We start from the raw sequence: 13,024 nt of genomic DNA on the forward strand, positions 1-13,024 counted from the left end.
AAAGTAGGACAGACTTTAAGGGTACGCAATTTTGATGAAGACTATTCCAAAAAAGTAAGGATAGTTTCTAAAGGAGATACCTTATATAATATAGCTAAACGAAATAGTACTACAGTAGAGGCCATAAAAACTCTAAATGGCCTAGTAAGTAATCTTATAAAAGTAGGACAAACACTTCAATTAAAATAGAAAACGCAGTTTTCAAAAAATAAAACAGACTTGCATTCGTTTTAAGATAGATTTATTTACTTTGCACACTTATATGCTAACGAGATTTACTACTATCATTTGCCTTTTGTTATCCGCTTTATCCTATGCTCAAGTAGGAGGTGAGGCTACGTATCAATTTCTAAATCTTGTATCTTCTCCACGTCAAGCAGCGCTTGGTGGTAAAGTAATTACCAATTACGATTACGACGTAACGGGAGGTTTGTTTAATCCTGCTTCTATTAATGCGGAAATGGATAATCAACTAGCCCTCAACTATTCAAGTTATTTGGGCGGAATTAGCTACGGTACAGCAGCATACGCTTACACTTGGGACAGACACGTGCAAACATTGCACGTTGGTATGACCTATATTAACTACGGAAGTTTTGATGGATACGATTTAAACGGTGTTTCTACCGGTACCTTTACAGGTAACGAAGCAGCACTTTCTGCTGGTTACGCCTATCAAGTGCCCTTTACTGATTTTTATTTAGGAGCCAACCTCAAACTAATCACTTCAAAATTAGAGCAATATAATTCGATTGGAGTCGCAACAGATTTAGGCGCTATGTATATTAACGAGCGGTTAGATTTTCATATGGCTTTAGTTGTAAGAAATCTGGGTACTCAAATTGTAACCTATGCAGGTTTGAACGAAAAGTTACCATTAGAAGTAACTTTAGGATTATCCCAAACACTTGAGAACATGCCACTGCGTTGGCATTTAACATTTGAGAATTTACAGACCTGGCCAATAGGCTTTTCCAATCCGTCACGGGCAACAACAGATTTAGATGGTAATCAAACCCAAGAAAAAGTTGGGTTTTTAAACGAAGTTTTGAGACATACCATACTAGGAGCAGAGCTGTTTCCTGATCGAGGGTTTAATATTAGGTTGGGATATAACTTTAGAAGAGCAGAAGAATTACGTATCTTGGAGCAACGAAATTTCTCGGGATTATCGTTTGGTGTTGGGATTAAACTCAATAAGATGAGATTTAACTTTACACATGCACGTTACTCTGGAGCTTCAAATGCTAATTTCTTCGGAATACAAATTGATTTGAGATAATGCAAAAAATTACAATAGCCATTGATGGATATTCCTCTACAGGAAAAAGTACTGTTGCCAAACAGCTCGCCAAAGCTTTGGGTTATGTGTATGTAGATTCTGGAGCAATGTATCGGGCAGTCACTTTATTTGCAATGCAAAATGGTTTTATTCAAAGAAGTTCTTTTGATAAGGAAAGTTTGATTTCTAGATTAGATCATATTGATATTACTTTTAAATTCAATAAAGAATTAGGTTTTGCTGAAGTATATCTCAACGGTAAGAATGTAGAAAAAGATATTAGAACTCTAGAGGTTTCCCAGTTTGTAAGTCAGGTGGCTACAATTTCAGAAGTGAGGGAGCAGTTGGTTAAACAGCAGCAAAACTTCGGAAAGAACAAAGGCGTCGTCATGGATGGTCGTGATATTGGTACCGTCGTTTTCCCCAATGCAGAGTTGAAGTTATTCATGACTGCTTCCGCAGAAAAAAGAGCGCAACGTCGCTATGAGGAGTTGTTGGAGCGAGGTGATGATATAAGTTACAATGACGTTTTAAAAAATGTGCAATCTCGAGATCACATAGATTCTACAAGAGAAGATTCGCCTTTAACTATGGCAGAAGATGCTATTAAGATTGATAATTCTAATTTGACATTAAAAGAGCAGTTTGATTTGGTTTTTAAACTTTCCGAAGAAAAAATAAAAGAGTTTACTGCATAAAAAAACCGGTGCTTAGATATTCTCAGCAACCGGTTGATTAATTTTTTTAGTCGCTTATTAAGCGTTTGGTATAATTAATTCTTGATCTGGATGAATCAAATCTGGATTTTTTAAGATATCAGAATTTGCTGCAAAAATCTTTTGGTATTTTGAAGCATCACCATAATAGTGCTTTGCGATCTTACCTAAAGTTTCACCACTTTTAACAGTATGTCTTGTGTATACAGAAGTATCGGCAACTTTAATATCTGCCATAATATCCTGTGGGCTGTCACCACCTGCTTTTTTAATAGCATCCCAAAGTAGATCTTTTTCATATTGGGTTTTTGCAGTTCCCCACATTTTTAGTTTACCGTCTTCAACTTTTACATCTCCATCCTGTATGTTTAGCGTTTGCCCTAGGTCTAATACCTCTTGATATTTTTGTTTTACCATAATACTTGTTTTTTTTGTGTTAATACAGATGTAAATATACCATTTTAGGAGCCAAATTATGTGACTCAATTCAATGATTTTTTAACATTTTTACGTTCTGAAATTCAATAGATTAGACAATTGTGTAATTATTTTGTTTTATAGTAAATTATGTGTATTTTTGCACTCCTTTTTGGCGTACTATAGAAAGACAAGAGGGATTTATATAAAACAACAATAACGCTTCTGTGTGTTAGCGCTTAATTCTTTCAATAGCATACGGAATACAAATTTTAATTCAGCACATGTCTGAAAAAGAAACAAAACAAGCAGAGGTAGAAACTACTGAAGCTACAACTGCAACTGTAGAAACTACAGAAACAAAAACTGCTGAAGCTCCAAAACAATCTGAAGCTCAAGCAAATCCAGAAAAATTTTTAAAGGAATTCAATTGGCACAATTACGAAGAAGGAATTGATCCTGTTGATGACAAACAATTAGAAGAGTTTGAAAAATTAGTATCAGAGAATTTCGTTGACACATTAGATGACGAGGTTGTTGAGGGTACGGTTATTCATTTATCAGATCGTGATGCTATTATTGACATCAATGCAAAATCTGAAGGTGTAATTTCTCTTAATGAGTTTCGTTACAATCCAGATTTAAAAGTTGGTGACAAAGTAGAAGTATTAATTGATGTGCGTGAAGATGCAACTGGTCAATTAGTGTTATCACACCGTAAAGCTCGTGTAATCAAAGCATGGGATCGTGTGAACAATGCACATGATACTGGCGAAATCGTAAACGGTTTTGTAAAATGTAGAACTAAAGGTGGAATGATCGTAGACGTATTTGGTATTGAGGCATTCTTACCAGGTTCTCAAATTGATGTGAAGCCAATTAGAGATTACGATCAATACGTGAATAAAACAATGGAATTTAAAGTTGTGAAAATCAACCACGAATTCAAAAACATTGTTGTTTCTCACAAGGCGCTTATTGAAGCGGATATTGAAGAACAGAAAAAAGAAATCATTAGCCAATTAGAAAAAGGTCAAGTATTAGAAGGTATCGTTAAGAATATTACGTCTTACGGTGTATTTATTGATCTAGGTGGCGTTGACGGTTTAGTTCATATCACAGATTTATCTTGGTCTAGAATTAACCATCCAAATGAAATCGTAGAATTGGACCAAAAATTAAACGTTGTAATCTTAGACTTTGATGAAGATAAGTCAAGAATACAGTTAGGTCTTAAGCAATTGAGCAAGCACCCATGGGAAGCTTTAGGTGACAGTGTGAAAATTGGTGATAAAGTAAAAGGTAAGGTTGTAGTTATTGCAGATTACGGTGCTTTTGTTGAAGTAGAAGAAGGAGTAGAGGGATTAGTTCACGTAAGTGAAATGTCTTGGTCAACTCATTTACGTTCTGCAAATGACTTCGTAAATGTAGGTGATGAAATAGAAGCTGTTATCTTAACTCTAGATAGAGAAGATCGTAAAATGTCTCTTGGGATTAAGCAATTAACGCCAGACCCATGGACAGATATCACATCTAAATATCCTGTAGGTTCTAGACATAAAGGTATTGTACGTAACTTTACAAACTTTGGTGTTTTTGTTGAACTAGAAGAAGGTATTGATGGGTTAATCTATATTTCAGATCTATCTTGGACTAAGAAAATCAAACATCCAAGTGAGTTTACTAACGTAGGCGACACTTTAGAAGTTGTAGTATTAGAACTAGATGTTGAAGGACGTAAATTATCTTTAGGTCACAAACAAACAACAGAGAATCCTTGGGATAAGTATGAAACTGAGTTCGCTTTAGGAACAGTTCACACTGCTGAAATTGGAGAAATCGTTGATAAAGGAGCAACTATCGACTTTAACGAAGACATCGTGGCATTCGTACCATCACGTCATTTAGAAAAAGAAGATGGTAGCAAGCTTAAGAAAGGCGAATCTGCAGAGTTTAAGATTATTGAATTCAATAAAGAATTTAAACGTGTAGTCGCTTCTCATACAGCAATCTTTAGAGAAGAAGAAATAGCAAATGTAAAAGCAGCAGTTAAGAAGCAAGAGGCTCAAGCTGCAGAGGCAAAACCAACTTTAGGTGATGCTAATGACGCTTTACAAGCGCTAAAAGATAAGATGGACGGGAAGAAATAATTCTCATATTCCATTAAATAATTAAGAAAGCCTTTCAGAAATGAAAGGCTTTTTTTTATGCTAGTTTAAAATTCCAATCCTTTTACGTCATTGAGTTTTTTCTGACAATATCTCAACGTTTGTCTAATTTTAATGTAATAAATTTATATATTTATGTTAAAATTTAGTTTATTCGTAATTCCTATTTTGACCTTCCTTTTTCAAATTTTATATTTATATAGATTATTATTTAGTTTAACATATTGTGCACAAATGATTTACAAATATATAATCATCTAATTCTTTTTGATTAGATGACATATTTATTAACCCAAATCTATACATTATGAAAAATTATCTACTATTAGCAATGCTATTTGCATTATCTATCTTAAATGCTCAAACCGGTGATACATTAAGCGAAGCCATACTTTGTGACGGTATTAATGCAGAAATCGATGTTCTGGCCTTTGATTCCGCTAGCAATTCCATGCAAGAACCTACATGTGTTTCTTCAGAAGACATCTTTTATAAACATACCGTTTCTTCTGGAGAAAATAAGGTTACTATTGGTATGGCAAGTTTAGGTGTTATTGTTGCTGTACAAATGAATTATCAAATCCTTCTGGCACCAGGAGGAGATACATCTAATTTGCAAGATGTTAGTTGTGATTCCTATAATATACCAATTCTTGCAGGTGGCAGTTTTGAACAAATCATTTCAGATGTTAATCCAGGTGACGTTTATTATTTGCGTGCTTATGTCCCGTCAGGATTAGGAAGTCTTCTTACAGGCTTATTGTCTTCTACATTAGTGACAATGGTAAGTGAGTTTGATTCTACATTATCTACACCTTCAATTGAGGAAGAATCACTGTCTTATGTTGTTAACAAAGAAAGTATTAAGCTTTTAAATAATCAAGAGCCTTTAAGATATCAGATTTATAGCTTAGAAGGTAAAACAGTTCTTAAAAGTACAGATTTTAATAAAATAGATCTTATTGATATTTCAAGTTTAGAAAAGGGAATCTACATTTTTGCTATGCAAAATAATGCAATAAGAGAGACCTCAAAATTCATTAAATATTAATTAATTTTAAAATATTCATTAAAAAACGGGAGCATTTAAGCTCTCGTTTTTTTTATTTTGTATTTGTAAAAACAAATACTTTGAGATTGCAAACCCTAAATTTTTAACTTAACTTTGTTCACCAAATACGTTTGGAAAACTATATGAGTCAAAAAGTGTTACTTAATGCTAAAGAGGTAAACATCATTCTTCATCGATTGGCTTGTCAACTTATTGAAAATCACAACGACTTTTCTAATACCGCTCTCATAGGTTTACAGCCTAGAGGTAAATTTCTAGCTAATCGTCTTGCTGAAATATTAAAAACCGAATATAAAATCAAAAACATAAAACTAGGTCATTTAGACATTACGTTTTATAGAGACGATTTTAGAAGAGGGGAAAAAATATTAGAAGCCAACACAACCGAGATAGACTTTATTGTTGAAGATAAAAACATTGTTTTCATTGATGATGTATTATACACTGGACGCAGTATTAGAGCAGCTTTGACAGCAATACAATCTTTTGGAAGACCAAATGAGATTGAATTACTTACCTTAATAGACAGGCGTTTTAGCAGGCATTTACCAATCCAGCCAAACTATAGAGGTCGCCAAGTCGACGCTATAAATGATGAAAAGGTTAAAGTAAATTGGGTAGAGAACGAAGGAGAAGATGCGGTATATCTAGTTAGTAATTAAAGTTATATACTAAAGTTTGTCATTTTTATGGAAGTAAAAAAACTATAAAATTTTTTTTCTACGGAATGACAATTAAACTTAAAATTAAAAATGAGCGAACTAAGTGTCAATCACTTATTAGGAATTAAATATCTTAACAAAAAGGATATTCAATTAATTTTTGAAACTGCAGATCATTTCAAGGAAGTGATCAATAGGCCTATTAAAAAAGTACCTTCGCTTAGGGATATTACAATCGCCAATCTGTTTTTTGAAAATTCTACACGTACAAAATTGTCGTTTGAATTAGCTGAAAAACGACTTTCTGCAGACGTAATCAATTTTTCTGCTTCTCAATCTTCAGTAAAAAAGGGAGAGACGTTGATAGATACCGTCAACAATATATTATCCATGAAGGTAGATATGGTTGTGATGCGTCATCCCAATCCTGGAGCAGGTGTCTTTTTATCCCAACATGTTAATGCAAGTATTATCAACGCTGGAGATGGTGCGCATGAGCATCCAACCCAAGCTTTATTAGATAGCTATTCCATTCGTGAAAGATTAGGTGAGGTTAAAGGTAAAAATGTCGTTATCGTTGGAGATATTTTACACAGCAGAGTAGCGCTTTCAAATATTTATGCCTTAAAATTACAAGGTGCAAATGTGATGGTTTGCGGTCCAAAGACCTTGCTTCCGAAGTATATAAAAGATTTAGGCGTAAAGGTAGAAACGAATTTAGTAAAAGCATTAAATTGGTGTGATGTAGCAAATATGTTGCGCGTTCAAAATGAACGTATGGATATTAGCTATTTTCCATCAACAAGAGAATATACACAACAATACGGAGTTAATAAAGCACTATTAAATTCATTAGATAAAAAAATCACAATCATGCATCCTGGTCCAATAAACCGTGGTGTTGAGATTACTAGTGATGTGGCAGATTCTGATCAGGCCATTATTTTGGATCAAGTACAAAATGGTGTTGCAGTTAGAATGGCAGTTATTTATTTATTAGCGTCCAAGATAAAACATTAAAATCATGTTTATAGACCAAGATGGGAATACAACCCTTATCACACAAGAAAAAGCATCAATCGTAGAGTTAGTAAAGAAAATTGAAGTTCTTTATGATCGTTTTAAAAACAACAATATCATAGTCAACATTACCAAATTAGATGATGTCAAATTACCAGATATTGTTGAGTTTTTACAATTATCAAATAAACACCGAAAAGCGAAACACTCTTTCGTAATCGTTTCAAACAGCGCGAATCTCAACGAAATGCCCGATGAAATTATCGTCGTACCTTCTACAAAAGAAGCGTTTGATGTGATAGAGATGGAAAGTATTGAACGTGATTTAGGATTTTAAAATAAGTTTATGAGTTTAGTACTAAACGTGTACAAACTCTAAACCTATAAAGTAATAAATGAAACTAACCATACTAGGCTGTTACAGTGCAACACCGCAAGTTCATACAAACCCAACTGCTCAAATTCTTGAGATAAAAAACCATACGTTTTTAATAGATTGTGGTGAAGGTACACAAGTAGAGCTGCGCCGAAACAAAATAAAATTTAGTAGAATAAAGCATATCTTCATTTCCCATCTTCACGGTGATCACTGTTTTGGTCTCGCTGGTTTGGTTTCTACGTTTAGATTATTAACACGAGAAGCAGATTTGCATATTTACGCTCCAAAAGGTTTGAAAGAAGTCATTACGATGCAAATGAAGTTATCAGATTCTTGGACAAATTATCAACTGATATTTCATGAGCTTACTTCCAAAACTTCGGAAATGATCTACGAAGACGATAAAGTAGAAGTGCATACCATCCCTCTAGACCATAGAATTTATACCAATGGATTTCTGTTTAAGGAAAAATTAGGAGAACGTAAATTGGATATGAACGCAGTTTTAAACGAAGACATTGATGTTGCCTATTACCGAAAGTTAAAACAAGGGGCAGATGTGCCAGATAACACAGGCAAGATCATAAGAAACGAAACGGTTACTAAAAATCCCAATCCTCCAAAAAGTTATGCGTTTTGTAGTGATACAGCCTATAGTGAATCTATAATACCAATTATTGAAAATGCTACGGTGTTATATCATGAATCTACATTTCTTGAAAAAAATGAAGTGCTGGCTCTTCCCACAAAGCATTCAACAGCTAAACAAGCTGCCACAATTGCGAAAAAAGCAAATGTAGGCACTTTAATTTTAGGGCATTATTCTACAAGATATGATAGTTTGGCTGAGTTTAAGACTGAAGCAGAAACCATATTTACTAATGTGAAGCTTTCAAAAGATGGTAAAAAATTTAATTTTGATTAAACTCATCTAAGTTAGAAATCCAATCTATTGCTTCCTCAAGACTTTGACAACGCTTTAAGCTTTTTTGAAGAAGTGTTTTTCCATTGAAGAATTCAAATAACTAAAATCTGAATAGGATACGATGGCAGAAGCAACCAAAAAATCATATTCCTTGTTAAATTCAGTCCACAATTGCGGATCAAAAGAATATGAATTAATGCGATTAGAGATGTATCCAAACTTATGTTCGCTTTTCATTTCTTCGGAAAATTGGGATATGATTTCCCCAGCTATTTCATGGTCAACATGTATGCCTTCATTTATTTCTGAAACTATAAAATTTTTGGTGATATAGAATTTTCCGAAGGGAAACTCCATTTTTTTATATTCTAAAAGTTTAGAATAATTACTATTTTCAAATGTCATTAGTAGATTTTATTGTTTAAATTTAAAGTAATTTTCCCGACCTTTAAAAGATAAATCAAACAATTCTAAACACTTTTTTATAATGAATACAGACTTAGGGAATTATAGAAAATCATACGAAAAACAAGAACTTTTAGAATCCAATGTAAGCGATAACCCTATAGAGCTATTTCAAAAATGGTTTCATGAAGTTGATGAGAATTATGACGTGGGTGAAACAAATGCCATGACCATTAGTACGATTGGTTTAGACGGTTTCCCAAAGAGTAGAGTTGTGCTCTTGAAAAAATTTACTCATGAAGGTTTTATATTTTATACAAATTATGAAAGCGAGAAAGGAAGAGCAATTGCAAATAATCCAAATGTTTGTTTATCTTTTTTTTGGCCTGCAGCAGAACGCCAAATCATAATAAAAGGAGCAGTAGAAAAAATAGCAGAAAATCTAAGTGATGGTTATTTTGAATCCCGACCTAGAGGAAGTAAGTTGGGCGCTCTTGTATCTCATCAAAGTGATATTATTGAAAATCGAACTGTGTTAGAAAACCGTCTCAAAGATCTAGAGCTTAAGTATGAAGGTAAAGATATACCAAGACCAGATTTTTGGGGAGGGTTTATTGTTAAGCCTATAGAAATTGAATTTTGGCAAGGTCGCCCTAATCGTCTTCACGATAGATTACGCTATCAATTAGATCAAGATTTCAATTGGATTTTAGATCGATTATCTCCATAACCCATTCAAAAATTAAAAACTTCGACCATCTACATATTTTGTAAGATAATTCATAATAAAAAATACACATAAACGAAAAATTATACACTTAAGCATCCTTTTTTCTAAATAGTGTGTATATTGTCGTCATAATTAGTGATTACATAGATAACCCCAAGTTTGAGTAATCATTTTTATTAACAAAACAATAAAGACCCCAAATCTAAAATTGTTTACAAATAAAAACCTACTTATGAGACCTGCTAAATTCTTACTCTTGATGGTATTGACCGCAATGATGTCATTTTCTTGTTCTACGGAAGAATTTCCTAGTGAAACAATTGATAGTATGTCATTACCAGCTGCCCCTTCAGCTAAAATAATAGAAATTGAAATCTTAGAGCTAATCAATGCTCATAGAATTAGTGAAGGATTGACGCCTTTAAATAATCACGGTGTAATTAAAGCTGTAGCATATACGCATACAGATTATATGGTAGAAGTAAACAATGTGTCTCACGATAATTTTTACCAACGTAAAAACAGTTTAATCGATAATACAAGCGCAACTAAAGTTTCAGAAAATGTGGCTTATGCATACAGCTCTGCACAATCTGTAGTAAATGCGTGGTTAAATAGTGAAGGTCACAGACATAATATAGAAGGCGATTTTACCGATTTTGATATTTCCGCAGAACAAAATGCAGAAGGAAAATGGTATTTCACTAACATATTTATAAAAAGATAAAAGTTTAAAAATTGATTAATAGCAAATCGTTATTTTTAAAGCCACAGTTTTACTGTGGTTTTTTTTATATCAATCATTTATTTTGATGTATAAAACGTAGTTTAATCTTTTTATCATCTATAAGTTTGTGTACTTCGGAAATATCATAGTGTTTAATATTCTCAACATCTAAATTAGTTTTGTAAATCTCAAGTCTAGAATAATAGTTTTGCTTTGTTGCAAACGTGTACAAGTCCATACTATCTTTTTCTTTAGTGTTAACGTATAGCCTTGTCCAGCTTTTATCTACAATTCCAAATTCTGCAGTATCTATATTTAATATAATGTCTCCAGTTGAAGCATCATAAAAAACTTCTTGATAATCACCATATTGATCTTCTATATCCATTAAGTAGAAGCCATAACCAATAAAAACTAAAATAAATAAAGCAACAAATAGAATAGCAGCAACCATCAATAAAATACTTCTCATGGATATATATCGTTAGTTAGGTTAATTTATTTTGAATCTATTATACATATTAAAAAAGCAGACCCGAATGAACAAGTCTGCTTTTTGAAGTATAGTTAGAGGGTAAAAATTTCTATTCTTTAAGTATGTAGAAGTATGAACGTCTATTTAATTGGTGTTCTTCTTCACTACATTTAACGCCATTTGCACATTTATTAAGTAACTGTGTCTCTCCATAACCGATAGCGCTTTCAATACGATCTTTGGCTAGACCTCTAGAAAGAATGTATTCCATTGTTGATTTTGCTCTACGGTCTGATAATTTCAAATTATAGGCATCTCGCCCACGACTATCTGTATGGGATTCTATTTTGATTACCATTTCTGGGTGAGCACGAAGTACATCTACCACATTTTCTAATTCATATTGTGCGTCTGTTCTAATATTTGATTTATCAAAATCAAAGAAGATAGGGTTAATTACAATTTGGTTGATTCTAACTAAAGGCTCTAAATAGAGATCAGCCTCGGTAACTTTTTCGTGTTTGTTATCTGTAGTTACTTTCTTTTGATCGTCTTTAAAATCTTCTTTACTGCCAACAACGGTATATGTCTTATTACAATCTACTTTAAACTCATAAGCGCCATCTTCAGCAGTTTCTTTTGTTGAAATTACTTTTCCAACTTCATTGATCAATTTCACGGTTACACCTGGCAGAATTTCATTGTCGTTTGAATTTCTGGTAATCCCCTTAATTGTTTGCTCACAAAAACTAGCGTCAAAAGCATAAATATCGTCACTACCTTGCCCATCTGGTCTATTAGATGAAAAATATCCAGAGTTCTCATTTTTTTCTTCGGAAGCATTTTTAAAATAAGCAAAGTCGTCGTAACCACTATTATATGGTGCACCCAAATTTACAGGCTCTGCAGACTCATCTTTTAAAAGATTAGATTTAAAGATATCTAAAAAACCTAAATTTAAGTGACCATCAGACGAGAAGTAAAACGTACTATCTTTCTCAATAAATGGAAACATCTCGCGACCTTCAGTATTAATTTTTTCTCCAAGGTTTCTAGGTTGAGAGTAGGTGTTGCTACCTTCAATATCTACAACATAAATATCGGTTTCTCCTAAACCACCTTCTCGATCTGAAACAAAGTAAAGCTGTTTGTTATCTGGGCTCAATGCTGGATGACCAGTTGAGAATACCTCATCATTGATTGGTAATTCCATAATATTGGTCCACTGTTCACCTACTAAAGTCGCTTTATATATTTTGAGGTGTGTTGTGCCTTTCTTGTCGTATTGTATTTTGTTCTTTTTCCCAACATTATCTCTTGTGAAATACATCGTATTTCCGTCATTCGTAATTGCTATTGAAGCTTCATGGTACTCGGTATTTAGTTTTTCCGAAGGAATAAAATCAGGAGTTCCATAAGTCACCGAATCTACTTCTTTATCAACTTTAACTTGATAAATGTCTAAAAACGGTTCTTGGTTCCAACTGTATAATTTTTTCTCATCTGTATTTCTTGAGGATGCAAAGTACAATTGTCCATTATGGATGTACGATCCAAAATCTGAATATTTTGAATTAAAAGGTAAGCTTACAACCTTAACCACATTGTTCTTTTCTGTTTCTGCGAGTTCATTGAATTTTGCAATATTCTCTGGATTGTAGTCTTCGGTCCTGGTATCATTATTTTGGATAGCCATAAATTTTTTCATCCAAGAATCTGCTTCTTTATATTCACCTAAACTTCTTAAAGACTGGATGTACTTATAAATGTACTCTGGATTGATATCCTTTTCATCATAAGCTAAGGCTTTACTGTACCAAAATGCTGCTTTTTCAGATTTTGAGTTGTTATAATAGCAATCTCCCAATCGTGTTAAAACATGCAGACTAGTATCGCCTTTTTTGAGAACTTCCTCATAAAGTTCTGTGGCCTTGATGTACCCGTAGTTGCTAAAAAACTTATCAGCAAGCTTTTCTTGGGCAATCGAAACTGTGCTTATTAACGCAAATATTAAGATTAAAAACTTTGATTTCATGTGTTTGTTTT

General features: G+C 33.2%; 14 protein-coding genes. 10 read left to right on the forward strand and 4 right to left on the reverse strand.

Annotated elements, in window-relative coordinates:
* The first annotated feature begins 262 nt into the window (after positions 1-262).
* Together porQ and cmk are read left to right on the forward strand one after the other, a co-directional pair.
* Positions 263-1,282 carry a type IX secretion system protein PorQ gene (gene porQ, locus GQ40_RS03970; protein WP_047545954.1) on the forward strand — a complete coding sequence of 340 codons (1,020 nt, stop codon included), beginning with the start codon at positions 263-265 and terminating at the stop codon, positions 1,280-1,282.
* Positions 1,282-1,980, forward strand: a complete 699-nt coding sequence (cmk, locus tag GQ40_RS03975; RefSeq protein ID WP_047545959.1) for a (d)CMP kinase — start codon at positions 1,282-1,284, stop codon at positions 1,978-1,980. Before porQ ends, cmk begins: the two co-directional genes overlap by 1 nt.
* Positions 1,981-2,037: 57 nt before the next feature.
* Here cmk and GQ40_RS03980 read toward each other — a convergent pair whose 3' ends face one another.
* Positions 2,038-2,415 (reverse strand): LysM peptidoglycan-binding domain-containing protein, encoded by a 378-nt coding sequence (locus GQ40_RS03980; protein ID WP_047545961.1) that lies wholly within the window; start codon positions 2,413-2,415, stop codon positions 2,038-2,040.
* A 284-nt stretch (positions 2,416-2,699) separates the two neighbouring features.
* On the opposite strand from GQ40_RS03980, the gene rpsA reads away from it, so the two are divergent.
* The 6 genes from rpsA to GQ40_RS04010 all read left to right on the forward strand — a co-directional run bounded on the left by rpsA (position 2,700) and on the right by GQ40_RS04010 (position 8,641).
* Positions 2,700-4,565, forward strand: a complete 1,866-nt coding sequence (gene rpsA, locus GQ40_RS03985; protein ID WP_047545964.1) for a 30S ribosomal protein S1 — start codon at positions 2,700-2,702, stop codon at positions 4,563-4,565.
* A 325-nt stretch (positions 4,566-4,890) separates the two neighbouring features.
* Positions 4,891-5,634, forward strand: a complete 744-nt coding sequence (locus GQ40_RS03990) for a T9SS type A sorting domain-containing protein (protein ID WP_047545965.1) — start codon at positions 4,891-4,893, stop codon at positions 5,632-5,634.
* Positions 5,635-5,777: 143 nt separating this feature from the next.
* Positions 5,778-6,317 (forward strand): bifunctional pyr operon transcriptional regulator/uracil phosphoribosyltransferase PyrR, encoded by a 540-nt coding sequence (pyrR, locus tag GQ40_RS03995; RefSeq protein ID WP_047545967.1) that lies wholly within the window; start codon positions 5,778-5,780, stop codon positions 6,315-6,317.
* Between the two features lie 90 nt (positions 6,318-6,407).
* On the forward strand, positions 6,408-7,337 hold the full coding sequence (locus tag GQ40_RS04000) for an aspartate carbamoyltransferase catalytic subunit (RefSeq protein ID WP_047545969.1): 930 nt from the start codon (positions 6,408-6,410) through the stop codon (positions 7,335-7,337).
* A gap of 4 nt (positions 7,338-7,341) precedes the next feature.
* Entirely contained in the window at positions 7,342-7,674 is a 333-nt protein-coding gene (locus GQ40_RS04005) for a hypothetical protein (RefSeq protein ID WP_047545972.1), read from the forward strand.
* Positions 7,675-7,732: 58 nt separating this feature from the next.
* Positions 7,733-8,641, forward strand: coding sequence for a ribonuclease Z (locus GQ40_RS04010; protein WP_047545977.1), 909 nt, complete (start codon positions 7,733-7,735; stop codon positions 8,639-8,641).
* 54 nt (positions 8,642-8,695) lie between these two features.
* Here GQ40_RS04010 and GQ40_RS04015 read toward each other — a convergent pair whose 3' ends face one another.
* Entirely contained in the window at positions 8,696-9,046 is a 351-nt protein-coding gene (locus tag GQ40_RS04015) for a hypothetical protein (protein WP_047545978.1), read from the reverse strand.
* Between the two features lie 82 nt (positions 9,047-9,128).
* On the opposite strand from GQ40_RS04015, the gene pdxH reads away from it, so the two are divergent.
* Both pdxH and GQ40_RS04025 read left to right on the forward strand, forming a co-directional pair.
* The gene (gene pdxH, locus GQ40_RS04020) at positions 9,129-9,776 is read left to right on the forward strand and encodes a pyridoxamine 5'-phosphate oxidase (RefSeq protein ID WP_047545979.1); all 648 of its coding nucleotides are present in this window, start codon (positions 9,129-9,131) and stop codon (positions 9,774-9,776) included.
* A gap of 232 nt (positions 9,777-10,008) precedes the next feature.
* Positions 10,009-10,503 carry a CAP domain-containing protein gene (locus GQ40_RS04025; protein WP_047545980.1) on the forward strand — a complete coding sequence of 165 codons (495 nt, stop codon included), beginning with the start codon at positions 10,009-10,011 and terminating at the stop codon, positions 10,501-10,503.
* A gap of 73 nt (positions 10,504-10,576) precedes the next feature.
* Here the strand turns inward: GQ40_RS04025 and GQ40_RS04030 are convergent, their stop codons facing one another.
* On the reverse strand, positions 10,577-10,975 hold the full coding sequence (locus tag GQ40_RS04030; protein WP_156115508.1) for a hypothetical protein: 399 nt from the start codon (positions 10,973-10,975) through the stop codon (positions 10,577-10,579).
* A 112-nt stretch (positions 10,976-11,087) separates the two neighbouring features.
* Positions 11,088-13,013 (reverse strand): OmpA family protein, encoded by a 1,926-nt coding sequence (locus tag GQ40_RS04035; RefSeq protein WP_047545985.1) that lies wholly within the window; start codon positions 13,011-13,013, stop codon positions 11,088-11,090.
* Between the last annotated feature and the right edge of the window lie 11 nt (positions 13,014-13,024).

Source organism: Psychroserpens sp. Hel_I_66, assembly GCF_000799465.1.
Taxonomy (GTDB): Bacteria; Bacteroidota; Bacteroidia; order Flavobacteriales; family Flavobacteriaceae; genus Psychroserpens.

Bases quoted from the DNA above. Each gene is read 5' to 3' on its own strand.
- porQ (WP_047545954.1), top strand. From the start codon at position 263: ATGCTAACGAGATTTACTACTATCATTTGCCTTTTGTTATCCGCTTTA.
- cmk (WP_047545959.1), top strand. From the start codon at position 1,282: ATGCAAAAAATTACAATAGCCATTGATGGATATTCCTCTACAGGAAAA.
- GQ40_RS03980 (WP_047545961.1), bottom strand. From the start codon at position 2,415: ATGGTAAAACAAAAATATCAAGAGGTATTAGACCTAGGGCAAACGCTA.
- rpsA (WP_047545964.1), top strand. From the start codon at position 2,700: ATGTCTGAAAAAGAAACAAAACAAGCAGAGGTAGAAACTACTGAAGCT.
- GQ40_RS03990 (WP_047545965.1), top strand. From the start codon at position 4,891: ATGAAAAATTATCTACTATTAGCAATGCTATTTGCATTATCTATCTTA.
- pyrR (WP_047545967.1), top strand. From the start codon at position 5,778: ATGAGTCAAAAAGTGTTACTTAATGCTAAAGAGGTAAACATCATTCTT.
- GQ40_RS04000 (WP_047545969.1), top strand. From the start codon at position 6,408: ATGAGCGAACTAAGTGTCAATCACTTATTAGGAATTAAATATCTTAAC.
- GQ40_RS04005 (WP_047545972.1), top strand. From the start codon at position 7,342: ATGTTTATAGACCAAGATGGGAATACAACCCTTATCACACAAGAAAAA.
- GQ40_RS04010 (WP_047545977.1), top strand. From the start codon at position 7,733: ATGAAACTAACCATACTAGGCTGTTACAGTGCAACACCGCAAGTTCAT.
- GQ40_RS04015 (WP_047545978.1), bottom strand. From the start codon at position 9,046: ATGACATTTGAAAATAGTAATTATTCTAAACTTTTAGAATATAAAAAA.
- pdxH (WP_047545979.1), top strand. From the start codon at position 9,129: ATGAATACAGACTTAGGGAATTATAGAAAATCATACGAAAAACAAGAA.
- GQ40_RS04025 (WP_047545980.1), top strand. From the start codon at position 10,009: ATGAGACCTGCTAAATTCTTACTCTTGATGGTATTGACCGCAATGATG.
- GQ40_RS04030 (WP_156115508.1), bottom strand. From the start codon at position 10,975: ATGAGAAGTATTTTATTGATGGTTGCTGCTATTCTATTTGTTGCTTTA.
- GQ40_RS04035 (WP_047545985.1), bottom strand. From the start codon at position 13,013: ATGAAATCAAAGTTTTTAATCTTAATATTTGCGTTAATAAGCACAGTT.